This window comes from Vibrio sp. E14 (assembly GCF_020515785.1).
GTDB classification, from domain to species: domain Bacteria; phylum Pseudomonadota; class Gammaproteobacteria; order Enterobacterales; family Vibrionaceae; genus Vibrio; species Vibrio diabolicus.
In genome coordinates, this window is record NZ_JAHPJI010000001.1 from 11,174 (window position 1) to 35,622 (window position 24,449).

The following is a 24,449-nucleotide window of genomic DNA, read 5'->3' on the forward strand; positions in this document are numbered from 1 at the left end:
ATTAAAGGGGAAGGGTAGTCTTCCCCTTTGGTCGTTTTTGGAACACAGAAATATAACTCGTATGAATCTAATGAAATCAAGTATCGCTCTGTTGATATCATCGGTTTTGATTCCCGCTCACGCGGCGAACTTAAACGATGCACAAGCTGTGCAGAGTAAAACAAACCAGTCGTCGGCGGTAAGCCAAAAACGTATTGATGCAAGCGCAGAAAAATCACTTACTCTAGAAGCTGAAATTGAGCAGCTGCAAGAGGAAGTCGGTAACTTGAAGATTTATCGCGATCATCTTGCAAGCCTTGTTGAGAGCCAAAATCAAGAAGTTGATAGCTTGAACGAGCAAATTGAGCAGATTGCTCAAACTCGTCAAGGTGTCGTGCCTTTGATGTATCACATGCTTGAGGGCTTAAAAGTGCTCGTCGCTAACGACAAGCCTATACGCAAAGCGCAACGTGAGGAGCGAATTGCAAAGCTGGATTCCATGATGACGCGTGCAGACGTTGCGGATGCAGAGAAGTTTCGTCGTATTTTAGAAGCGTACCAAATTGAAATGGATTACGGCACCAAGCTTGGCGTTTACCAAGGCAAGATTAACCTGGGTGACAATGAAGCTGTGGAGGCGGACATTCTCTATTTAGGGCGTTTGTCTTTGGTAGCACGTAGCTTATCTGGTGAGACATTCTGGAGCTGGTCACAGCAACAACAAGCATGGCAACAAGTGGGTTCTGAGCAAAAATCAGAGCTAGATAAAGCGTTCGCTATGGCGAATAAACAGATCGCGCCGAGTATGTTAACTCTGCCAGTGTCGTTAACCGCTGCGGAGGGCAAATAAATGATGAAAAAATGGTTATCGGTTGCATTAATCTCGACAGCCGCATTAATGCCTCATACAACTTTTGCTAGTGATGCGTTGTTACAAAAGGCGCAGCAAGAAAATCGTCAACAGCAATCGCACAATGTCGCGCGTGAATCAGGTTTCAAGAAAACAGAGCAAGAGCTACAGGCTATAAAGAATAAATTGGCTGCAGAGCGGGCTGCTCTTCAAGCAGAAGCGGATTCATTAAGTGTTACTTTCGGTGAAAACGAAGCGGAACTGGCGCAGCTAGAAGAAAAGCTACGTCTAGAAACCGGGAGCTTAGGTGAGCTATTTGGCGTCGTTCGCCAGAACGCAAAAGAGCTAGAGTCAGAGCTCAAGAGCTCAGTAACGGGTGTTGATGCAAACTCATATCAGAAAGATATCGATGCTATTGTTGCAGCTAAATCACTGCCAACGTTGACCCAACTTCAGGCGATGTGGCGCAGCATGGAAGAACAAATCAAAGCAAGTGGTGAGATGGCAAACGTCTCTTTCACACTGCTAAATGGCGAAGGTCGTGAACAAACGGTTAATGGTGTTCGTCTTGGTTCTATGGCGCTGCTGGATGACACTGGCTACGTTAAGTGGAATGGTCAACGCGGAGATGCGGTAAACTATCTTCGTCAGCCTGAAAGCGGTCCAACAGCGAATACTATTTCCTCTGGTGACATTGATGCGCTTGTCATTGACCCGTCACGCGGCATTCTTCTTGAGCAGCTCGCAAACTCACCGACTTTGGCTGATCGCCTAAATGCAGGCGGCGTTGTCGGTAAAATCATCCTTGGTTTATTAGCTATCGGCCTATTGATTGCTCTCGTACGTGGTGCATCTCTGATGATTTCGCGCCAGAAAATCATGAAGCAACTGAAAACTCCAGCACAGCCAGGAGACAACCCTTTGGGTCGTGTGCTTGCGGTGTATCAGAAAGATAAGCATCGCAGCGTAGAAGCGTTAGAGCTACGTCTTTTGGAAGCCGTTGTTGATGAGCAAACCCACCTAGAAAAAGGGTTGTCGATGCTTAAGCTTCTTGCTGCTCTAGCTCCTATGCTTGGCCTACTTGGAACGGTAACGGGTATGATCGAAACCTTCCAAGTCATCACTCAATTTGGTAATGGTGATCCGAAAGTAATGGCGGGTGGTATTTCGATGGCACTTGTGACTACCGTACTTGGCCTTGTCTCAGCCATGCCTTTGCTATTAGCGCACAACGTATTGAGCTCTCAAGCGGAAAATATTCGCAGTATCTTAGAAAAACAAGGCATCGGTTTAGTTGCAGAACAAGCTGAGCGTGATATGCCGAGTCACAAAAATCACTCTAACACCTTAGCGGAGAACGCAGCGTAATGGAGCAGATCCTACTCAACACATTGGGTTTGATCAGTGAGGATTGGGCCACAACCTTGATGAGCTTTATGCAGCAAGGTGGTCAAATCCTATGGTGGCTGGCTGCCGTCGTGGCGGTGTGCTGGCTGTTGGTTATGGAGCGAGTTATTTATCTCACAACGGTTTTCCCTGGGGTAAAGAAACAGCTTTGTGAGCAGTGGCAAGCAAGATCAGAGCACCACTCTTGGTACGCGCATCAAATCCGTGAAGGATGGATTGCAAAAGCGCAAATCGAACTGCGCCAAAACCTATCGACTATTAAGCTGCTTGTGGCGGTTTGCCCAATGCTAGGGTTGTTAGGGACGGTGACGGGCATGATTACGGTGTTTGACGTAATGGCATCGCAAGGCAGCAGCAACCCGAAATTGATGGCTTCAGGTATCTCACTTGCTACGCTGCCAACCATGGCGGGTATGGTAGCAGCGCTGGCGGGCATGTTTATTCATGCTCGCCTTAGCAAAGTGTGTGAACGAAAAGCTATCCAGTTAGAACAATCTTTAAGGAGTCAAAAGTGAGACTCGGACGCAGACCTAACCAACAAGATGAAGCTCAAGTCGATTTAACGTCGATGCTTGATATCGTCTTCATCATGTTGATCTTCTTCATTGTGACCAGTTCGTTTGTACGTGAATCCGGTGTAGAAGTGAACCGCCCTCAGGCTTCTAATGTGGTAAGCCAAAAAGATGCGGGCATTTTTATCGCGGTAACGGCAGCAAATGACGTGTACATCGACAAACGAGTGGTTGATATTGAGCGTGTTGAGGCCTCTATTGAGCACTTGTTACTTGATCAGCCTGATGCTTCGTTAGTTATCCAAGCTGACGAGCATGCTTATAATGGCACTGTCGTGAAAGTGATGGACGCTGCAAAAGCGGCGGGCGTGAAAAACATCGCATTGGCGGCGGAGAAACCTTAATGGGCAGGCTGTTACTTGCACTACCAGCATCACTGTTAATTTCTGTGAGCCTGTTTAGCTTTATGGCGTGGATGGTTGATAAAGGCAACCAGCGTGCGCCAGAAGCTTCGGAAGCGGTTCGTTTTGATATGGTGATGGTAGAGAATGAAGCAGACGTGCAGCGCCGTCAACGTTCAGTGCCGGAGCAACCAGAACCACCCCAAGCGCCGGAGCCAATGGATCTGTCTCAAGCTGACACTCAAATGGAGCCAATGAGCCAGATGACGCCAGTCAGTGCTTTAGGTTTGAACACTGCCCTTGAAGGTATCGCGATCAGTGCGCCAAACTTGAAGGGAACAATGGGCAACCAACAAGCACTGCCGTTGTATCGTGTTGATCCTCGCTATCCAAGTAAGGCGCTGAAACGTAGAGTTGAAGGCTATGTCATTATGCGTTTCACGATCGATGCAACTGGACGACCAAAAGATATTGAAGTGATCGAGGCTGAGCCACAGCGTATGTTCGAAAGAGAAGCGATTCGTGCGCTTAAAAAATGGAAGTATCAGCCAAAAGTTGAGGATGGTGTGTCAATTGAGCAGTATGGACAAACCGCTAAAGTGGAGTTCAAGTTAGCCAAATGATGAAAAAATTCTTAATCGGTACGGTATTAAGCCTGAGTGCACTTTCAACCATTGCCAGTGAGTTAAGCCAATACACTGCCGCGAGAGTTCAACGAGCACACAACTTGGCTCAAGAGGAGAAACTAAAAGAAGCGATTTTATCTCTTGAGGCTATGGAGCTTTCTCGTGGATATGACCAAGCTTATGTCGCTCGAATGTTGGGTATTTTTTACTGGCAGAATGAACAAACTCAAGCAGCAATTAAGCAACTTGAGTTGGCAGTCAATAGTGGTTTGCTACAAGATGAGCAAGCATGGCAAACCCGAAAAATGTTGGCAGATATACTGCTGAACGAGCAACGCTTTTCTAAGGCGTTACCTCATTACTATGCCTTGAGCAAAAACATTCCTAAAGGTCAAAAAGCGCATGAGCTATGGCTGCGTATTTCCCAATCTCATTATCAACTGAGTCAGTGGCAAAAAGTGCTTTCAGCAATGGCACGTTATGAGAAGTTTGGTCAGCCAGACAAGCTTGGCGCATTGTCGATAAAGCTTTCTGCTGAGCTAGAACTGAAAAAGTGGAAGCCGGCAATCTCGACCATCAAACGCTTGATCGCGATTGAACCTGAGCGAATTGAATGGTGGCGCCAGCTTGTTGCTCTTTACCTGCGTGTTGATGACAACAAACGTGCTCTGGACTCTTTGGCGTTGGCAAAACTGAAAGGGTTACAACTTAGCCAAGATGACTTAAAGCTGCTGGCACAATTGTACGCTAAACGAGGTATTCCTGAGAGAGCTGCGTTGGTGATGAACGAGCTAGAGGATGTAAACTCGAATAGTAAACTGAAAGCTCAGCAAGCGACGTATTGGCAAATGGCAAAAGAGTGGGAAGAGTCTATCGATAGTTGGCGTGTTGCTGCTCAGCTAGACCGACAGTATTACTGGAACTATTCTCAATTATTGGTGCAAGAAGGCCACTATAAAGATGCCCTTGCCGCGCTCGATAAGGTCAGAGGTCGTAAAGCGGATGTTGCACTTATCAAAACTCGCGCTTACTACAAACTTAAGCGGTTTGACGATGCGCTCGCTAATGCCAAAAGAGCGAATGAGATTAAACCGTCGAATCAGGCAAAAAGTTGGGTTAAGTATCTATCACAGCTACGCAAAGTAGAATCGACGCAGAACTCATAGCGAACATTTTTATTAAATACCCGAGCTCAGTCTCGGGTATTTTTTTGTCTAAAGTAAACAATGTAAATTAAATGCCAATACGAATGATTATCACCTAAATTATGCCCCACATTTATTGGTGATGATTGTTTCTATGTTGCTTAAAAGCAAAGGTGTTCAAACTTGGGCTCGCCGCCTACATATCTATATTTCGATGGCTCTTCTCTTAGTTACGCTGTTTTTTGCAATAACTGGTATTACCCTCAATCGCCCCGAATTATTTGAACGCCGTGAACCTATCATTCAACAACATACTCTTACGGTTCCACACTCAGTTCTATTCTCACATTCAGATACCTTTCAACCTAATCGTGAAGGGCTGGTGGCTTTCTTGACTAAAGAAACCGAGCTTCGCGGCACTCCCTCCGCACTAGATGTGTATACCGAAGTTGAGCAAGGTGAGTTGTTACTCGGAGAGCTGTCTATGGATTTTAAAGGCCCAGGTTATAACGCTACGGTCTTTATTGATATGACCACCGGTGCGGCAGAGGTTGAAACGACGCACTACGGTATTGTTGCGCTGCTGAACGATCTACATAAAGGACGCAACAGTGGTGGGATTTGGAAGTGGTTTATCGACGTCACTGCGCTTTTGATGGTGTTTTTTGTTCTAACAGGTGTGTGCTTATTACTGCCTAAGAAGAAGACGCTTAGAACGTCAATGCAATGGATGAGCTTTGGTACGTTACTGTCGCTCGTGATTTATTTTGTTGCTGTTCCATAACAGCTTTTTTAGAGAACACTTATGTTGAACACAGGAAGATTTTTCCGCCGTAATCACTTTTGTAAAGCCGCTTTGATCGCGGCTTTTGCTCCTTTCTCTCTTTCTGCGGCTCCTCTACCAGATAACGCGAAGATCGATTTCGAACTCGAACTTCCAAAGATAGACACTTCAATGTACGCACGCCCTTATGTGGCGGTTTGGGTTGAAAACGACCAGCGTAAACCGGTTAAAACCATTCAGCTATGGGTAGGAAAAGACGAATGGCTAAAAGACCTGCGCAGCTGGTGGAGAAAAGCGGGTCGTTATGATCGTGAACTTGTTGATGCGGTGACGTCTGCAACGCGCCCTGCTGGACAGTACCGTTTTGTTTGGGACGGAACCAATGATGCAGGAAAGCGTTTGGAGCAAGGAAATTACACGTTGTACGTCGAAGTTGTTCGTGAACATGGTGGGCGAAACTACTTACGTCAAAAAATAACGCTAGCGGACAGTGACGTGCGCTATGAGCTTAAACCAACACAAGAGACGGGTGTCATCACCGTCAATTATCAAGTTAAGTGATTAAAGGACACAACAATGAAAACCAAAATCAAAGCAGTGGCATTGGCGAGTGTAATGGCAATGGGATTAGCTGCAACAACCACCGCACAAGCGCATCCACGTTGGGTTCTGCCTTCTCACTTTACGGTTTCAAAAGAAGGCGGTGACTGGCTGACATTTGATGTTACTGCTTCTCACGGAACGTTTGTTTTTGACAAGCCTGCGGGTAGTGACCAAGCGTTCGTGGTGATGCCGGATGGCCGTTCTGAGCGTCCTAACTTTGTTGTTCGTGGCAAACGTCGTTCTATGTTTGATTTCTTTTTTACGGAAGAAGGTACGCACAAAGTCGCGATCAATAATCAGCCGAGTTACTACACCCAATACAAAGCGGGTCGTCGTGATACGGTGAAGTGGGCGCGAGCAAACAAAGCTGAGCGTGGTGATGTGCTTCCCGAGCAAGCACGTGATGTGGTTACTCAACTAAGCTACACCCGAGCAGAAAGCTACATTACGGTTGGTATGCCAACGGACAAAGCGTTGGAGATTGAAGGCAAAATGCTGGAGATGAAACCGATCACGCATCCATCGGACATCATTGAAGGTGAACCAGTCACTTTCCAGTTTTTCTTCAATGGTGAGCCACAAGAGGGCGTCACAGCGGAGATCACACGTGAAGGCACCATGTATCGAAACCATCAAGAACAAATCGATGTGGTGAGTGATAAAGATGGCAAAGTGATCTTCACGCCAGAGGTCGCAGGGCGCTACTTAATGAAAGCGAACTACAAAGGTGAATTAAAAGATAATCCATTGGCGGATAAAGCGAGTGCCAATGTTCACCTTACGTTTGAAACTCAACTTAACTAATCGAATTAGGCTCAGCAATCGCTGGGCCATTTTGGAATCATCATGAATAACACTTCTCTTCTCAAAGCTGCTTTGCTTTTTTCTGGATTTGCTTCTTTTCACGCTGCTGCACACTTCCCTCTGATGAGTTGTCACTTGGCGCAAGATAAAGTGATTTGTGAAGCGGGCTACTCGGATGGATCGACAGCGGTCGACTACGATGTCGAAATGTACGATTACGACGACAATCTGATCGCCAAAGAAAAAACAGATAAGCGTTCCATCGCAGAATTTACTCACCCTGAAACAGATTTCTATTTGGTATTTGATGCCGGACATGAAAGCCCGGTGGAAGTGGATATCGTTGAGCTGAAAGAGAAATGAGTGTACAGAAAGTTCGCCCTGATGATGGTAACCGAGAAGGAAAGTGGGTCGCACTGACTATAGCAGTGATTCTCGGTTCTGCAGCCATACTTATGCCCTACCATCAGGTCGCGAATGAAAAGCCAGACATACAGGCTCATCAAGTTTTAATCACGGACTTACATCAAAACGAGTTGGGTTTGATCGCTGAACTTAAGCTTGCTCATGAAGAGATTCGTGATTTGCAGCTAGAAACTGGAACTTGGCCTGAGGTCTCTGACATGGAGGCGCTTTGGGTTGCTCCATTCGTAAAAGACCAAAATTGGAAGCGCAAAGGGTCTCATCAGTGGAAACGAATCGATGACGGAGTCTACATTGGCATGAAGAAAAATGCCCAAGGTTCTGCCTCTATGCTTCTGGATAGCCGTGGCTCTCAAGCTGATATTTGGTTTAGTGATTCTAGCCGATCGTTAAATGCGGAGGTACTAAGCGATCTAGCAAAACGCCGCCAGCATGGCTGGCAACAAATCGTTCTGTCAGATTCCTCTTCTTCCCATTCTCACGCCCATTAAGACAACATAATTGATAAGTACTATGATCAAACGCTCTCTTTTACGTCGTATTCTTACAGCCACCGTGTTATTGACGGTGTCTTCTACAGGCTTTGCTGCCGATAAACTCAGTATTGGTATTACGCTTCAACCTTATTACAGCTATGTCAAAGCTGTTGTTGATGACAAGGCGAACATCATTCCTCTGGTCGATGCTGGTTTTAACCCTCATAACTATTTACCGCAACCCAATGATCTTAAACGTTTGAATGAAATGGATGCGATAGTGATCAATGGTATTGGTCATGACGATTTTGCACTGAAAGTGATCAAAGCCTCTCAGCGTGATGATCTCGTGGTTATCGAAGCGAACAAAGAAGTGCCTCTGTTACCGGCGATGGGGCAGTCAGTTGGTCAAGGTGCAGTGAACCCTCACACCTTTGTTGGTCTATCGACCACTATTCAAAAGGTTTACACCATCGCGAGTGAGCTAAGTAAACTGGACCCAGACAACGCTACTTTTTATCGCCAAAATGCTCGTAAATATGCGAAAACTTTCCGCCTGATGAAGCGTGATGCAATGTTGTCTCTTGGTGAGTTGGACACAGCTGGTATGAAGGTGGCGACAACCCATAATGCTTACGGCTATATCCTTCAGGAGTTTGGTGTTGACGTCGCAGCTGTCATTGAGCCTGCTCATGGCGTTGAACCAAGTGCCAGTCAGTTGCAGGAAACGATTGAGAAAATTCGTGAATCGGGCATTGATGTGCTGTTTTATGAGCTCAATATGCCGAACCGTTTTGTTGATACTATCGAAGAGGCGACAGGGGTGCAGCTTTATCGCTTTTCTCACATGACTCACGGTGAGTATGAGGCTGATAAAGTCGAGGTTGAGATGCGAGATAACGTGGAAACGCTCATTGAAGCAATGAAGTTTGTTGCGAGCAAGCGAGCAGGGGAAAAGGCGTAATGACAGGTCCTTCCGTTTCCTTAAATAACGTGGGCCTGAAATACGCCGACAATATTATTTTGCAGAACATCAGCGCTGAATTCGAGAGCGCGAAATGCCACGTTATCATGGGGCCGAATGGTGGTGGGAAAACCTCTTTGCTTCGTTCGATACTTGGGCTAACACCATTTTCGGGAAACATTGCACTCAATTGGCCAGAGCAATCAGCTGCATCGGGTAAGATAGGATATGTACCACAAAAGGCGATGTTCGAGGCAAGCCTCCCGTTAACCGTGATGGATTTTGTGCTGCTTAATCAAACCCGTATCCCTCTATTTTGGCGACGTAAAACAAAGCAAACTCAACATGCTCTGGCCCAGCTTGATCGTGTGGGCATGGCAACGCGTTGCGATCGTCGTATGGGGCAACTCTCTGGCGGAGAGCAACAGCGTGTTTTGTTTGCGCAAGCTTTACTGGATGAGCCCAATTTATTGGTTTTAGATGAACCTACAACTGGCATGGATGAGCAAGGTGTTCGATATCTTGAAGGTTTGATTCATGAAGTCGTTGGAGAAGGCAAAACGGTACTGGCAGTACACCATGACGTGACCGCAGTGCGCCGTTTAGATGCGCAGGTCCATGTTGTAAATCGTCAAATTGTGGCGTCAGGGCACCATTCAGATGTGCTAAGTCCTGATCGTATAGAAACATTATTCAAGCACTACACAGCAAAAGTGGAGGCTGCATAATGGATTGGTTACGAGAGTTAGCGGTTAGCGGCGTTGAAGCTGGATGGTTAAGCGATAGCTTTTCTTATGCCTTTATGGTGAACGCAATTGTGGCAGCGCTGATATTAGGACCGTTACTTGGTGGTCTTGGGACATTAGTCATCGCCAAGCGACTGGCTTTTTTCTCTGAAGCGGTTGGGCACGCTGCGCTTACCGGAATCGCGATTGGTGTGTTGCTCGGTGAGCCGCCAGAGAATCCGATCATCGGATTGTTTAGCTTTTGTATGATTTTTGCGCTGTTGCTTCACTTTGTTCGTAATCGTACGAATGTACCTTACGACACACTGGTTGGGGTTTTTCTTGCACTAGCGTTAGCGGTTGGTGCTGCGCTGTTAATGTACGTTGCTCGCAAGATCAACATTCACATGTTGGAGAACGTGTTGTTTGGCTCGATCTTGACTGTGACGGACAACGATATCATTATTTTAGCGATCAGTTGTTTGATCATATTACTGCTTCTTATTCCAACGTTTAACCGCATTTTGCTAACTTGTATCAGCCCGGATATTGCACGTGTACGCGGCTTTAATACCAGCTTTTATGATTACTTATTTGTCATGATGATCACCTTGGTCACCATCGCCGCGGTAAAGATTATTGGCGCGGTATTGGTTGGTGCATTGCTACTGATTCCTGGTGCAACGGCTAGGTTATTGACTAAACGCATGGGTAGTTTCGTTCTCCTTTCTTCTTTATTGGCAACCATTGCGTGTTTAGTAGGAACCATACTGCCGATGGAGCTTGAGCTACCAGTGCCATCAGGCGCATCCATCATCATTGTTTCTGCGGCATTTTTCCTAACAGCAACGGTTTACCGAATTATCCAAAAAGCGTAACCCTTTTTATAAAGTAATGAACATGAAGATAAAAAAATTAGCGATAACTTTTGGTTTGGTTATAGCGACGACACTTCCATCGTGGGCAAGCGCCAAAGACATTTTAACCAGCACTCCCGTCACGTACATGTTGTCTGAGCAACTCATGAAAGGTACAGGGATAGAGACTCAGTATCTGCCTCCAAAGCGTTACGGCGTTGAGCGTCTTGAGAACTGGTTCGCAAATAAAGGTACAGAGCAAGTTAAGCAAGCGGGTCAAGCCGCGACGGTTGCTATTACTCTTGGTGCGATTTGGAAACAAGACCCGACTTATGTTTACGCTCGACAGGGCAACATTCACTTGATTGAAATCGATGCATCGCAGGCCATTTCTCCTAGAGCTCAAGGAGTTGCAGTACTGACATTGGGAAATGGGTCAACATCGAAGTACGCATGGCTTAACCCTACAAACTTAATCCGAATGGCGGGCATTGTTGGAGAGGATCTACAACGTGTATATCCTGAACACCAAAAGGCGATTCAAACGAATCAACAGGCTTTTATGCTCAATGTGCGTGAACTGATCAACCAACAACAGGCAGAGATCTTCGATAAAGGCATCGATTCAGTGGTACTGATGAGTGAGTCACTAGAGGACTTTGCCTCTGGCAACCAATTGTTTGTGGTTGGGCGCGAATTTAAGCCAGAACTCGAGTGGACAGAAGAAGACAAATTATCTTTAAAAGCTCAGTTTGAACAAGATAAAACGCTATGGTTAGTGACGGATAAACGACCGTCGAAAACCTTGACATCGCTTATTAAACCGAGTCGTATACTGCAAATTGATGTTGTTGACCGCTGGGGCAGTAAGGGTATCAAAACTGAGAAGCCACTCGCACGTTGGGAGATGTGACACGTAAAAAGCCACAGATTTTATGATGGGGAATGAAAAGTTCCCTATTTTTTTGTGACTTAGTTCAAAATGTGAACATTAATACCACTGGTTGCATAAGAAAGTGTTTGTTTCATTTCTATTTCATTACTACTTTGTTATGTGTTCGTTGCGATTGATTCGGATTTAATCTGTCTCTAAGCGAACCGGTACAAACAACTATACGGATGTTAACAATGAAAATGAAAACTCTAGCCGTTGCAGTGGCGGCACTAGCATGTGGTTCACAGGCCTTCGCAGCAGAAGTTTATAACAGCGATGGTACATCTTTATCGATCGGCGGTCACGTTTCAGTTGGCGTGGGTGAGTACTACGAGGAAGATGTGAAAGTTCATCAAGTGTCTCCACGTATTAACGTCGCGGGTAAGAAAGACATTGGCAACGGTATCACTATCGACGCTAAAGGCGAATGGGCGCTTAACTACCTAAATGGTGGTGAACAGTCATTCAAAACTCGTCTAGGTTACATCGGTGCAACTCACGAGCAGTACGGTCGCCTTGTTGCAGGTACTCAATGGTCACCTTACTACGATGTCGCTGGTGTTGCGGATCTACCAATCGCGTTTGCGAACGACTTTTTGTACGACAACCACGGCAACCTAGGCTCAGCTCGTGCTGATAAAATGCTTAGCTACCGTAAAGGTTTTGAATTTGGTGAAGGCTTTGCTTTCAACCTAGGTCTAGGTTGGCAAGGTGAGCAAACTTCAGATGCAACAACATACGAGCAACGTGGTCAAGTTGCACTGAGCGGTTCTGTTGCTGGCTTTGGCCTAGGCTACGTATACAGCGGCGGTGATGTTAAAAACGCGACTCTAGGTACTAAGAACGCTGAATCACACCTATTCTCTGTAAACTACGGTCAGTACGGTTCAGGTCTATACGCAGCAGTAGTATACGGTATGAACGATTACTTCTACGAGATGCGTAAAGAGACTTCTCAAATTGAAGCTCTTTTGGCATACGGCGTGAACGATTGGACATTCAGCGTTAACTACGAAGGCGTAGAAGACGAAGAAGACAACAAGACAGTTTCAAGCGAAACTGCGCTACAAGCAGAGTACGCTGTAACTCCTGCTTTCGTAACGTTTGCTGCTTACCAGTTTGACCTAGGTAACGATTACACTAGCGAAGAGAACGACTACTGGACTCTAGGTGCTCGTTACTACTTCTAATAAATAGGCCAGTTTCTACTGCCTAAACACATTTATTGTGTTAACGCCTACTCGTTGTGAGTAGGCGTTTTTCTTTCTGCTTTCCGTTGGCTATAAGAGACACTGGTAATGATGTGCTTAGGTACCCCAACTCTCTGTTTAGAGAGCGCGTCTATAAAAAATGCCCGCAAGTTGCGGGCATTTTTGTTGTTAGAGATGCAGTTCTATTAATACGCTTATTTTTTATCGAGTAAATCGAGGAAGAACGCGTACTCTAACGCATCTTCTTTCAAGCGCTTAAATCGACCAGATGCGCCGCCGTGTCCGGCTTCCATATCGGTTTTGAACAACAAGACGTTATCGTCTGTCTTCATTTCACGAAGTTTGGCGACCCACTTCATTGGTTCAAAGTACTGCACTTGAGAGTCGTGCAAGCCAGTCGTTACCAACATGTTCGGGTAGTTTTGTGCCTTAACGTTGTCGTAAGGCGAGTAACTCAACATATAGTCATAGTATGTTTTGTTGTTTGGGTTACCCCATTCATCATATTCATTGGTGGTCAATGGAATCGATTCATCGAGCATGGTGGTTACCACGTCCACAAACGGAACGTGTGCACCGATACCGCGATACAGTTCTGGTGCTTGGTTGATGACAGCCCCCATTAAGAGACCACCTGCAGAGCCACCAACAGCGAAGACTTTATCTTTCTCGCCATAGCCTTGTTCAACCAAACCTTTAGTCACATCAATAAAGTCGTTGAAGGTATTCTGTTTGGTGAGTTTTTTACCATCCTCATACCAAGGTCGGCCAAGCATTTCAGATCCACGGATATGAGCGATGGCGTAAACAAAGCCGCGGTCTAATAGACTCAAACGTGTCGAGCGGAAAGTTGGCTCAATGGTTGCGCCATAAGATCCATAACCATATTGGTAGAGTGGATTCGTACCATCCTTCTTAAATAAGTCTTTACGATACACCAAAGAAACGGGTACTTCTTTACCGTCACGGGCTGTGATCATAATGCGTTCTGATTGGTAATTGTCAGGATTAAAATCACCAAGTACAGGTGTTTGCTTCATGATTTCTGACTTGCCCGTTTTTAGATCGAAATCGTAGTAGGTTCCTGGAGTGGTTAAACTGCTGTAATAAATACGAACTTTCTCGTTATCCAGCTCTAGGTTGCCTGTCAAATAGGCAGCAAACGCATCGTCATTAAATGTGAGGGGGAGTTCTTTTCCTGTTGAGAGCTGACGCACAGTGACGCTTGCTAGACCGTTAGAGCGCTGCTCATAGACGAGGTGATCATCGAATAGCTCGAAGTCGACAAGTTGAGTGTTGTCGTCTGCGGCAATCACGTCTTGCCACTTAGAGCGATCGTGCATCTCTTCTTGCTTAACTTTCATCAAACGGAAGTTCACGGCTTGATAGTTGGTATAAATGTAATACCAATCGCCTAGCTTAGAAATGCTGTATTCAATGCCATTTTCACGAGGATAAAAAGGCTTCGCCTTTGCTTTAGGGTTGCTCGCATCGATGATGGAGACGCCGCTGGTTTCTGTACTGGAATGCCAGATATAAATATCTTCGCCATCTTTGCTTTTGCTTAGTGAGGTGTAATAGGCGCTGTCGGTTTCTTCAAAAATCAACTCATCGCTGCTTTGTGGCGTGCCTAAGACATGACGATACACTTTGTAGCCTAGCAAGGTCTGTGGATCTTTTTTGATGTAGTAAAAGGCGTTATTATCGTTCTGCCATGCAATCGCGCTTGAGGCGCCTTCGATTTCATCTTGTAGGTAATTGCCTGTTGTCAGGTCTTTGATCTTAAGGGTGTAAACACGGCGGCTTAATGTATCTTCGCCATACGCCAGTAAGTTTTCATTCGGACTAACGTACAAGCCGCCAATACTGAAGAACTCATGTTCTTTTGCAAGTTCATTGACATCTAAAATGACTTGCTTGTCTTTGCCTGCAAAGTCTTTAGTTCGAAGGTGAACTTCGTATTCGTTATCTCCGGTCACTTCACTTGAGTAGAAGTAGTTGCCTTTACGCACAGGAACGGAGTTGTCGTCTTTTGCTATACGACCTTTAATTTCTTCAAATAGCTCATTTTGAAGAGCTTCAGTGTGCTTGAGAACGGTTTCCGTATACTGATTTTCGTGCTCTAGGTGCTGCAAAATTTCCGGATCTTTACGCTCGTCGTCACGCATCCAGTAGTAGTTATCAACGCGAGTATCACCATGAATAGTCATCGCGTGAGGGACTTTTTTCGCAACCGGAGCTTGAGTTTGTTGAGCAACGATCTGTGATTGGGAGTATTGAGTCATGCTGGGAGTTCCTTGATTGCTGCATCCGGCGACAAGCGCGACCGAGACGGCCAACGTAGTTAAAGTGAAACGCATCTGTTTTTATCCTTATTGTACACCCAAGTGGCCTCATCCTGAGGGCTGGGCTTTCATTTCGTTAGTGGTTTTCAGTTGTCCATTCTTTGTTATGGGGTGTGCCGAAAAAGTGAGAATTCTCAATATTTTCGAGTTGGCTACTCAATTTGAAGGGAGCTGAAAACACATTGTGTAAGCAGCTGTTATTTTTAACAAATATCAATTCGAAAGTTAAATCATTCTCATCGGTAAATCGATATAGTGTGATATGAAAAAAGGGACACACTAGTTTAGTGTGTCCCTTTTGGATTTTGAACGTTAGTCGATAATGATCAGATGACTTGCGGCACTTCGTTTGAGTGGTTGTGCGCTCGATTTACCCACATGAGCCCAAGCATTGCAATTACCGACATTGCCATCATCAAAACACCTAGTGGCATCTGGTTATGCGCTGGAAATAGTGATGCAAGCAAGGTCGCAATACCTGCTCCCAAGTTTTGCATGCCACCCAATGTCGCGCCAGCTGTTCCTGCATGATATGGGAATGGCGCAATTGCTCCGGTTGTTGCTGCTGGGAATAGGATACCCGCACCCAAAAAGTACACGGTTGCGCCACCAACCAGCGTTAACGCCGTGGTTAAACCAAACAAGCCAGGGGTGAGCACAATAGCAGAGCCAACAAAAATCGATACCAAGCCCACATTTAAAGCACGACGCTCAGAGCGACGCTGCGCGATGTAGCTAGATAAGCCGGCACCCACCAAGTAACCCGGGATCGGTAAGATAAACAGTAAACTTACCGTTGTTGCTGGTAATGCCAATACACCACCTAGCAATACCCCAGCTGCTGCCTCGAACACACCTACGCCAGCAAACGTCGCAACTAGGCAGATCAAAAAGCCTTGGAAGCGGCGATCTGATAAAACGTGTTTGTAGCTTTTGGCTACTGGTTCGAACTTGCGTTTCTCTTTTGGTAGCGTCTCCATCATGCTGGTCATCATGGTAATCACCACTGCAATGCCAAACAGCGCTAAGAATAGGTAGCTAGAGCGCCAGCCAAACGCTTCGGTTAAGTAGCCGCCAAGTACGGGAGCCAACAATGGTGAGAAAATCACACACATGCTGATTAAGCTATTTGCTCTGTGTAGCTCAGAACCTTCAAAGCAGTCGCGAGTCAGAGTACGTGACATCGCACCACCGCAGCCAATACCTAAACCTTGGATGAAACTACCAATCAAGAACCATTCAAATTGGTGTGCAAAGAGCGCCACCAATGTACCTACGATGTAGATAAGTAGGCCTGCTATGATGATTGGCTTGCGACCTAAGCGGTCCGATAGCGTACCGTACACGAATTGCGATAAGCCATATGGAATCAGGTAACAAGCCATCACAGCTTGAAGTGATGACGCAGACACCAAAAACTCACCCGCCATATGACCGATTGAAGGCACGTACATTGTTTGGGTCATTTGACCCACGGCAGTCAATATTGCGATTAAAAAGGTAAGTTTCGCTAATGGAAACGAAGCAGACATTTGCGTATCTCTCCAAAAAATTTAAGAAATAAAAACCCTTAGCGCTATATGCAGAGTGCCAACAGACTTTTTGTGTTACGGGGCTATTTGCGCGAGATATTAGTCTTTGCGTGTACAATTAGCAATCGAAAAGTGTGAAGTTGAGTAAGATAAAAATCTATAATATGCATTAGAAAAAATAATCTGAATTTGCATTCGGAAATAGGCTGCTTTTCTTTGTTGAATTACGTTAAATCTCTTATTTGTTGTGAATGTAAATCCACTTATAGGTCATTGGTTTTTATGGTTAAAACTGAGGTGAGAAGAATTGTTTTGGTTAGCCAGAGCAAGACATGGTTCGAACGAAGAAAAGACTGAAGAAGGCACCATGAACAAAAAGGGAGCCGAAGCTCCCTTAGAAATGATTATGTTTATTCTCGGCCAGATGCGTATGCGTAAAGCATTTCTAGCGCGATGGTTGCTCCCGCTAATGCGGTAACATCACTGTGGTCGTACGGAGGCGATACTTCTACAACATCCATACCCACAATATTCATACCGGCTAAGCCACGAATGATCTTCAGTGCTTTGTCTGAGTTCAAGCCACCACAAACGGGTGTACCTGTTCCCGGCGCGAAGGCTGGGTCCAAGCAGTCGATGTCAAAAGTAACATACACTGGCTTATCTGCGACGGTACGACGAATCTCTTCTAAGATCTCGTTCACCGACATGTCATTCGCTTGCATCGCATTAATCACATTAAAGCCGTGATCCTGCTGTTTGTATTCAGTACGAATACCGATTTGTACGGAGTTCTTCGCAGAGATCAAACCTTCTTTCGGCGCATGGTAGAACATTGTACCGTGGTCGTATGAACTGCCATTTGCGTAGGTATCCGTATGAGCATCAAAGTGAATCAGAGCCATTTGACCATGATGCTTCGCGTAGGCACGCAGGATAGGCAGTGTGATGAAGTGGTCACCGCCCAATCCCAGCATGGTTTTACCGCTTTTTAGGATTTCACTGGTTGCCGCCTCTAGACGGTAAGTGAAATCTTCCGCATCACCGCAATCGAACACGAGGTCACCCGCGTCGATCACTTTCAGCTTATCCAATACGTTGAAGTCCCACGGGAACTTCTTACCTTCCCATGCCAAGTTGACTGAGGCACGGCGAATCGCATCTGGCCCCATGCGTGCGCCTGGACGACCAGATGTAGCCATGTCCAGAGGAACCCCTAGCACCACAACGTCTGCGTCTGCCGATACCGGATTACGAATGTACGGTAGACGTAAAAACGACATAGAGTTGGAGTAAAGCGAATAATCGGTTTTAGTAAACAAATCATTCATATCAGAAGTCCTCTAAATAGGTGTATCCCGCTAGACCTTGTTCTAGTTCTGCTAGGATTTGTGCTTGTTCATTGGCTTCAACTCTTTGGGAAACCAATTGTTTGTAATTGTCACGAATCGCATCCACGTCGATATGAACGTAGCGCATCATGTCTTCTACACTATCACCTTCATTGATGTAACTGATCTCAAATTGACCGTGTTCATCAACATTGACTACTGCACTGTGGGTGTCACCAAATAGGTTGTGCATGTCACCAAGGATTTCTTGGTATGCGCCTACTAGGAAAAAGCCCATTAGGTACGGTTTGTCTTTGCTCCAAGCCGGCACAGGTAGCGTGCTCTCGATGCCTTGACCATCAACGTAGTGATCGATCGCTCCATCAGAATCACAGGTGATGTCCAACATTACCGCACGACGCTCTTCCGCATCGCCAAGACCAGAAAGTGGCAGAACAGGGAACACCTGATCAATACCCCAAGCATCTGGTAGAGATTGGAAGAGAGAAAAGTTCACGAAGAACTTATCTGCAAGACGTTCGCTCAACTCGTCCAGAATCGGACGGTGGAAGCGATTCTTAGTGCTCATCTTGCGGCTTAGTTCGAAGTAAATGCGCAGTGACAGTTGTTCTGCCCACGCACGTTGCTCCAAGTTAAGCACGCCAGTTGCGAATTGAGAGTGTACCTCTGCCAAATCACTTTGGGTATCGTTGTAGATCTCAATTAACGCACGAGCGTCGGTACCATCTTGTAAGTTTTCCCAGTTTCGCCACATGTTTTGTAGTAAAAGTGGAGCATCTGCGCCAAGTTCATGCACTTCTTCCGGTTGGTATGTTTCTGTACCAATTACGTTAGAAATCAACACAGCGTGGTGCGCTGTCAGTGAACGACCGGATTCAGATATGATCACTGGCATCGGTTGTTCGTATTGCTGACACACGTCGCCCACTGTGTTGACGATATTACGTGCGTACTCTGCAAGGCCGTAGTTCATCGAGTTCGATGATTGGTTGCGTGTGCCGTCGTAGTCGACTGCCAAACCGCCGCCCACATCGAAGTATTCGATGTTTGCACCCAGTGCGCGCAGTTCGCAGTAGAAACGTGCAGACTCATTCACACCATTACGTACGTCACGGATGTTTGCCATCTGTGAGCCAAGGTGGAAGTGAACCAGTTGCATCGCATCTAGGCTGCCTTCGCGTTTCAGACGTTCAATAACGCTAAGCACTTGCGATGCAGACAAACCAAATTTCGATTTTTCACCGCCACTTGCTTGCCATTTCCCCGCACCTTGAGAGGCGAGGCGAATGCGCAAACCAAGGCGCGGTTTTACGCCCAAGCTTTTCGCTTCTTCTAGCACCAGATCCAGCTCAGAAAGCTTCTCTAGTACGATGAATACTTTGTGGCCTAGCTTTTCGCCGATCAGTGCAAGACGCACATACTCACGGTCTTTGTAGCCGTTACACACGATCACGGAGCTGCCTTGTTGAGCCAATGCAAGTACTGCCAACAATTCTGGCTTGCTACCCGCTTCAAGACCAAGCTGTTTGGTTTCTAGTTGAGCTTGGCTCGCTAGAATTTCATCCACCACTTCACGTTGCTGGTTTACTTTAATTGGGTACACCAACAGGTATTTGTTTGGATATTGGTATTCTTCAATTGCTTGGTTGAAAGCGTGGCAAATTCCATGCACACGTTGGTGCACGATTTGCGGGAAGCGCACTAATACAGGCAGATTTAACTGCTTCGCTTCTAGCTCGTTTACAATGGCACTGAAAGGGATTTGATGTGCACGATCACTACGAGGTGATACGTAAACCTCGCCTTGGTCATCAATACCGTAGAAACCTTGGCTCCAGTAGTGAACGTTGTAGTCCGCGCGGATGCGGTCTAATTTAGTTGCTTTTTCCAACTCGATTCTCACAAAAATGTACTTAAGTCCTTAATTAATTAGAAGGAAAAGTACAAAAAAGCAAATCATGAGGCATTAACCTCATACCCTGACACGAACTCCGTGTGCGCGCATTAACGGATAAAAGTGCCGCTGAGTCTAATGATTAAAATCTATCATCTCGATTATGATTTCTTGTCGTGCGCTGATGTGAACATTTGTTTACCAGTGCGTCCATTCAGCTGTTATAGTTGGTCTGACCAGCATGGAAGCGGTCATGAAAAATCTCACTCAAATAAGGACATATTTTGCAGCTGCACAGAATTCAGGGATACATTCAGACCATGTATCTCGCCGAATATCCCGATAAATTAATGTTGCTTGATGGTGCAAGTCGAGCAGACATTCCTCACCTTAAAGATTTTATTGAACATCAACTCCATCGTCCTTTTTCTGACCTAAAGTTGGTCGTTGTAACTCACATGCATCCAGACCACGCTGGTGGCGCGCACAAACTGCGTGATTTAACTGGATGTAAGCTATTGGCCGCAAAGCGAGAGAGCCAATGGTATAGCGGTGTAGACGGTTGGCTAATGCATTTGACCGATTTGATGTTAGCGCGCTGGATGGCGAACCGGATGCGTAAACCAAAGCAAAACCTGTGGTATTCGCGCAAGTTAAAGCCCGATATAGAACTCATCGATGGTGAATGTATTCCGGGGTTTGATGATTGGCAGGTGCTAGAAACGCAGGGACATACCGATAGAGATTTGTCGGTTTATCATTCTGAACAAGATGTATTGTATGTGGCGGATTTGATGGTGCAGGTTAAGAAACATCTTATTGCGCCGTTTCCCATATTTCATCCAAACCAATATCGCCAATCATTAAAGCGTGTGTTTGAGATGAATCCGCAATGTTTGCTTTTGGCGCATGGGGGAGAGGTGACTTTTGATGAGAAAGCGTATCAGCACATTCTGCATACTGCGCCAACTAAGCCGATGACCCATTGGCGCGTTACAAAGGTCAAAGCGAAGGGATTGTTGTTTGCGCTATTTAGTAGGAAGTAGGCGAAGATAAAGCCAGACGAGTGATGCTCAACAAAAACGTTCGATCACTCATCTGAAGCTACGGGGTTAAGATGCCAATAAATGAGATTGGCTAGGGTCTACCAGCACTTTGTCTGCCATGCCCTGACGACCTAACAGCATCATGTAAGTCATTTTTTCACGGTTGGTCAACGTAATGTCGATTGGCCATTGTTTGTCACCCATGCGCAGCATGGTGGTGATAACGCAGCGATGTTCAAAGGTACCGTTTGAAGATTTCACTTTACGGTTTGCCTTTAGCTTCGCTGTGCAGCGAACCACTTGTTCTAAATGATAAACATCCGGGTGCAGATCGAATGCAACGTAAGACTGACCATCTTTTTCAAAGCAATCAATGTTATCTACATGCAATGAAGATGTTTGTGCGCCCGTATCAATGCGCGCTTCAAGGTGAGTAATCCCTAACTCAGGTAAGCAAATAGCTTCGGCGTTCCCAATGATCATTTTCTGATTCATAGTGTCATCCTAGCGATGAGTAATACGAGAGCCTACTAAGCAGGCTCTCACTCAAACAATTATCAACCTTTACCACGAGTACGGTTTGCGTGTGGTTTTGCGTTTTTCTCGATAAAGTCGAAAATCATACCAGCAACGTCTTTTTCTGTAGCGAGCTCGATACCTTCAAGACCTGGTGAAGAATTCACTTCCATTACCACTGGGCCGTTTTTAGATTGAAGGATATCTACACCGCATAGGTTTAACCCCATGACTTTTGCCGCGTTAATCGCAGTAGCGCGTTCTTCTTTGCTTAGTCGCACTAACTGTGCAGAGCCGCCGCGATGTAAGTTAGAGCGGAACTCTCCTTCTTTCGCTTGGCGCTTCATCGCTGCAATCACTTTATTACCGACAACAAAGCAACGTATGTCTGCGCCTTTAGCTTCTTCGATGAACTCTTGCACCATGATGTTTGCTTTCAACCCCATGAATGCTTCGATCACGCTTTCTGCTGCTTTGTTGGTTTCAGCAAGCACAACACCGATGCCTTGAGTTCCTTCTAGTAATTTAATCACTAGAGGTGCGCCACCAACATTTTTGATCACGTCCTGAATGTTATCAGGGTGGTGAGCAAAGCCAGTGCGCGGCAAGCCGATGCCTTTACGCGATAACAGTTGCAACGAGCGTAACTTGTCACGAGAACGACTGATTGCGACCGATTCGTTGACACAAAATGTGCCCATCATTTCAAACTGACGTACAACCGCGGTACCGTAGAATGTGATGGATGCACCGATGCGAGGAATCACAGCGTCGTATTGTGGCAATTCTTCACCCTTATAGCGGATCTTAGGGTTGTTGCTCGTAATGTCCATATAACAGTGCAGAGTATCGATGACGTCTACTTGATGTCCACGCTCTTCACCTGCCTGTTTTAGGCGCATGGTTGAATATAAATTCTCATTACGAGAGAGAATAGCAATACGCATGGCAATTCCTTAGTAAGTCAGTACCAAATTAAAAATATAAGTATAGAGTATAGAATGCAGCAGGTATGTGATATTTAGGTGATATTACCTACTGACTTCAACGATTTAGATGTGTGGTTGGACAACCACTTCGTTAGAGGTGCGCACCTTAGGTTTTTTTCTCGCGAGAAGAAAACGAAAAAAACTCGTCGTTACGACAAAAATAATTTGTTGAATCATCGGGCATTCTCAGCGTCGTAAGCCGGAAGTTGTCTGTGGACTTTTTTAAGCAAACGGATTACGACGATTAAAACGCTAGGCTATTCTGTAGTTTGTTTTGAGTTTGTGATGACGTCCAATAACACATCTTTAATTGTTTGATAGCGCAGTGGCAGAACACGACTTCGTTTGCGAACTAAAAATAACTCTTCACACACGGTGTTTTTCAGTTGTGCGATGTGCAAGGTATCTTTTTGTGGGAAGTTGTCGACAGCACTTTGAGGCAGCACGGTGAAGCCGAGTCCTTTACTCACAGGTAGTAAAATTTGGCTTAATTGATTCACGTAGCCGGATAATGGTAAATCGCTCATCTTAATTTCTTGGAGCTCTTGTTCCGCGCATTGGTCAAAAAATAGCGTCATGTAGTGCTTGGCATCAGGATGGGCAATGACACCACAGTCGTGCAAGAGTTGTGGTGTTATCTGCCTTTCGCGGTATTGATTAGGTAGGACTAAGCACAACTGCTCCTTACCAATTCTTTCACTGTGAAATAAACCTTTGTGAGGAACATCAGTTACGATTCCAATATCAATGCTTCCTTCCGTTATTGCATTGAGAATCGAGTGATTGGGTGCGGCTTCTAAATGCAGCGATAAGCCTGGGTGCTGTTTTTGCTTTTCTAAAAGAGGGCCATACAGCATCAATGCCATTGCGCCAGAACAGGCCAGTTTACAGTGACCTGAAAATGCATCATCAAAACTGAGTTCTTCGAGCAACGCTTTCTCTCTTTCTTCTAACTCCAGCGCGTAGGCGTAAACAATCCGACCTTGCTCTGTTAATTCGAAGCTTTTGTTTTCACGTTTGATCAGCGCATGCTGACAACTTTGCTCTAACTTTTTGATGTGTTGGCTGACACCAGGTTGGGTCATAAAAAGTTTTTCTGCCGTTTGTGTGAAATGACCGACTTCAATCAATGTCTTAAATGTATGTAACCAAACAGGATTAAGCATAATGTGAGATTTGCTGTGAGCTTGCTGAAAGACGTAGAGAAAATGATAGCACGGCACGAAATAAATCGACGCAAGAGAATCGGGTACCTCGTGAATAATAAATAGCAGGCAAAATAAAACCCCGCCTGGTTTCCCAGACGGGGCTTATTCTCTTTCGCAGCAATCCGGCTACTATAGGTGCTCCCTGCATCTATCCTTGATTGTGGTTAAGTCCTTTAACCGAGTTCCTTGTTCATCGCCTTCCTAGCGGTGTCCATTCTTGCCTATCATCCTGACGGGCGAACTCTATCCTAGAGCTTAACTACATCCTTGCTGATAACTCATCCTAAGCTACCAAATCTTCATCCTGAAGATACCTAGTCCATTAGGCTTTTTTCCTGTTCCCGCCAACATCCTGTCGACACAATCAGTATTGATGTTTTGCTGATTACTCTCAATTAGCTAGGTAAAAAAACTTTGGCAGTGAATATTGTGTGAAATGGAATAAGTGATAATTTTCAATTTCTTATATTTATTTTTCGATTTTGTCTTAGTCAATGATGGTCGTTTTGCTTACATTGCTTGTGAGAGATCTCGCACAAGGTGTCGAGCAAATATCCGAATTGGCGTCGTTTACATCCTGTTTAAGAATTTGCTCAAGATCACAACTCGATTTGTAGCCATAAAATTTGGCGATAGTGTTAGGTGGAATTTCCATTTCTTTGATGGCGAATGTTGCCCATTCATCACGTGTTTTGTGCAGGACTTGGCGTAGCTTGACAGTGAAGTGACTCATGAAAGCCTCCTTAGTTATCTTGTCTTTCAAGGCAACAATAAGGAGCGTGACGACACAAAGTTGATAGTATGCCGCTTAATATCAATACTATTTCGGCGTGATGAAGATTAAGCTGGCAATACTGATATTATTT

Annotated in this window: 25 protein-coding genes; 17 read left to right on the forward strand and 8 right to left on the reverse strand. The window is 45.5% G+C overall.

From position 1 onward, the window contains the following. Positions 1-61 precede the first annotated feature (61 nt). From LIX84_RS00060 to LIX84_RS00135, 16 genes are all read left to right on the forward strand, one after another. Positions 62-829 (forward strand): DUF3450 domain-containing protein, encoded by a 768-nt coding sequence (locus tag LIX84_RS00060; RefSeq protein ID WP_053807981.1) that lies wholly within the window; start codon positions 62-64, stop codon positions 827-829. Beyond that, positions 830-2,197, forward strand: a complete 1,368-nt coding sequence (locus LIX84_RS00065; protein WP_226420294.1) for a MotA/TolQ/ExbB proton channel family protein — start codon at positions 830-832, stop codon at positions 2,195-2,197. Continuing rightward, positions 2,197-2,751 (forward strand): MotA/TolQ/ExbB proton channel family protein, encoded by a 555-nt coding sequence (locus LIX84_RS00070; RefSeq protein WP_006741219.1) that lies wholly within the window; start codon positions 2,197-2,199, stop codon positions 2,749-2,751. Before LIX84_RS00065 ends, LIX84_RS00070 begins: the two co-directional genes overlap by 1 nt. After that, a complete protein-coding gene (locus LIX84_RS00075; RefSeq protein WP_005374257.1) occupies positions 2,748-3,152 on the forward strand; it encodes an ExbD/TolR family protein in 405 nt (134 codons plus the stop codon). Before LIX84_RS00070 ends, LIX84_RS00075 begins: the two co-directional genes overlap by 4 nt. Then, on the forward strand, positions 3,152-3,772 hold the full coding sequence (locus LIX84_RS00080) for an energy transducer TonB (protein ID WP_006741220.1): 621 nt from the start codon (positions 3,152-3,154) through the stop codon (positions 3,770-3,772). The genes LIX84_RS00075 and LIX84_RS00080 overlap by 1 nt, the downstream gene beginning before the upstream one ends. Further along, positions 3,769-4,941, forward strand: coding sequence for a tetratricopeptide repeat protein (locus LIX84_RS00085; RefSeq protein WP_226420295.1), 1,173 nt, complete (start codon positions 3,769-3,771; stop codon positions 4,939-4,941). Before LIX84_RS00080 ends, LIX84_RS00085 begins: the two co-directional genes overlap by 4 nt. 133 nt (positions 4,942-5,074) lie before the next feature. Continuing rightward, positions 5,075-5,704, forward strand: coding sequence for a PepSY-associated TM helix domain-containing protein (locus tag LIX84_RS00090; RefSeq protein WP_085344263.1), 630 nt, complete (start codon positions 5,075-5,077; stop codon positions 5,702-5,704). Between the two features lie 21 nt (positions 5,705-5,725). After that, entirely contained in the window at positions 5,726-6,265 is a 540-nt protein-coding gene (locus LIX84_RS00095; protein WP_226420296.1) for a DUF2271 domain-containing protein, read from the forward strand. 15 nt (positions 6,266-6,280) lie between these two features. Further along, positions 6,281-7,111: a DUF4198 domain-containing protein gene (locus LIX84_RS00100; RefSeq protein ID WP_114323508.1), complete on the forward strand. Its 831-nt coding sequence runs from the start codon at positions 6,281-6,283 to the stop codon at positions 7,109-7,111. A gap of 42 nt (positions 7,112-7,153) precedes the next feature. Then, a complete protein-coding gene (locus LIX84_RS00105) occupies positions 7,154-7,474 on the forward strand; it encodes a hypothetical protein (protein ID WP_046873904.1) in 321 nt (106 codons plus the stop codon). Further along, positions 7,471-8,025: a DUF6162 family protein gene (locus tag LIX84_RS00110; RefSeq protein ID WP_226420297.1), complete on the forward strand. Its 555-nt coding sequence runs from the start codon at positions 7,471-7,473 to the stop codon at positions 8,023-8,025. Before LIX84_RS00105 ends, LIX84_RS00110 begins: the two co-directional genes overlap by 4 nt. Positions 8,026-8,047: 22 nt before the next feature. After that, positions 8,048-8,974, forward strand: a complete 927-nt coding sequence (locus LIX84_RS00115; RefSeq protein WP_006741228.1) for a metal ABC transporter solute-binding protein, Zn/Mn family — start codon at positions 8,048-8,050, stop codon at positions 8,972-8,974. Further along, a complete protein-coding gene (locus LIX84_RS00120) occupies positions 8,974-9,702 on the forward strand; it encodes a metal ABC transporter ATP-binding protein (RefSeq protein WP_005393557.1) in 729 nt (242 codons plus the stop codon). Before LIX84_RS00115 ends, LIX84_RS00120 begins: the two co-directional genes overlap by 1 nt. Further along, the gene (locus LIX84_RS00125; protein WP_226420298.1) at positions 9,702-10,577 is read left to right on the forward strand and encodes a metal ABC transporter permease; all 876 of its coding nucleotides are present in this window, start codon (positions 9,702-9,704) and stop codon (positions 10,575-10,577) included. Before LIX84_RS00120 ends, LIX84_RS00125 begins: the two co-directional genes overlap by 1 nt. Before the next feature lie 22 nt (positions 10,578-10,599). After that, the gene (locus tag LIX84_RS00130) at positions 10,600-11,469 is read left to right on the forward strand and encodes a metal ABC transporter solute-binding protein, Zn/Mn family (protein ID WP_226420299.1); all 870 of its coding nucleotides are present in this window, start codon (positions 10,600-10,602) and stop codon (positions 11,467-11,469) included. Positions 11,470-11,684: 215 nt separating this feature from the next. After that, complete coding sequence (locus LIX84_RS00135) at positions 11,685-12,680, forward strand: porin (RefSeq protein ID WP_006741232.1); 996 nt, start codon at positions 11,685-11,687, stop codon at positions 12,678-12,680. 215 nt (positions 12,681-12,895) lie between these two features. Here LIX84_RS00135 and LIX84_RS00140 read toward each other — a convergent pair whose 3' ends face one another. From LIX84_RS00140 to speA, 4 genes are all read right to left on the reverse strand, one after another. Continuing rightward, entirely contained in the window at positions 12,896-15,061 is a 2,166-nt protein-coding gene (locus LIX84_RS00140; protein WP_226420300.1) for a S9 family peptidase, read from the reverse strand. Between the two features lie 311 nt (positions 15,062-15,372). Continuing rightward, positions 15,373-16,578, reverse strand: a complete 1,206-nt coding sequence (gene emrD, locus LIX84_RS00145) for a multidrug efflux MFS transporter EmrD (protein WP_226420301.1) — start codon at positions 16,576-16,578, stop codon at positions 15,373-15,375. A 410-nt stretch (positions 16,579-16,988) separates the two neighbouring features. After that, positions 16,989-17,909 carry an agmatinase gene (speB, locus tag LIX84_RS00150; RefSeq protein WP_005393578.1) on the reverse strand — a complete coding sequence of 307 codons (921 nt, stop codon included), beginning with the start codon at positions 17,907-17,909 and terminating at the stop codon, positions 16,989-16,991. A gap of 1 nt (position 17,910) precedes the next feature. Further along, positions 17,911-19,821 (reverse strand): arginine decarboxylase, encoded by a 1,911-nt coding sequence (gene speA / locus LIX84_RS00155; protein WP_226420302.1) that lies wholly within the window; start codon positions 19,819-19,821, stop codon positions 17,911-17,913. Positions 19,822-20,144: 323 nt separating this feature from the next. Here speA and LIX84_RS00160 point away from each other — a divergent pair, with 323 nt between their 5' ends. Next, entirely contained in the window at positions 20,145-20,870 is a 726-nt protein-coding gene (locus tag LIX84_RS00160; RefSeq protein WP_046873896.1) for an MBL fold metallo-hydrolase, read from the forward strand. Between the two features lie 66 nt (positions 20,871-20,936). Here LIX84_RS00160 and LIX84_RS00165 read toward each other — a convergent pair whose 3' ends face one another. The 4 genes from LIX84_RS00165 to LIX84_RS00180 form a co-directional block, all read right to left on the reverse strand. Then, the gene (locus LIX84_RS00165; protein ID WP_005393584.1) at positions 20,937-21,365 is read right to left on the reverse strand and encodes an ATP-dependent zinc protease family protein; all 429 of its coding nucleotides are present in this window, start codon (positions 21,363-21,365) and stop codon (positions 20,937-20,939) included. Between the two features lie 62 nt (positions 21,366-21,427). Beyond that, positions 21,428-22,333 (reverse strand): 30S ribosomal protein S6--L-glutamate ligase, encoded by a 906-nt coding sequence (rimK, locus tag LIX84_RS00170; protein ID WP_005393586.1) that lies wholly within the window; start codon positions 22,331-22,333, stop codon positions 21,428-21,430. A 299-nt stretch (positions 22,334-22,632) separates the two neighbouring features. Next, positions 22,633-23,541: a LysR family transcriptional regulator gene (locus LIX84_RS00175; protein ID WP_046873895.1), complete on the reverse strand. Its 909-nt coding sequence runs from the start codon at positions 23,539-23,541 to the stop codon at positions 22,633-22,635. A gap of 529 nt (positions 23,542-24,070) precedes the next feature. Then, a complete protein-coding gene (locus tag LIX84_RS00180; RefSeq protein WP_226420303.1) occupies positions 24,071-24,316 on the reverse strand; it encodes a hypothetical protein in 246 nt (81 codons plus the stop codon). Between the last annotated feature and the right edge of the window lie 133 nt (positions 24,317-24,449).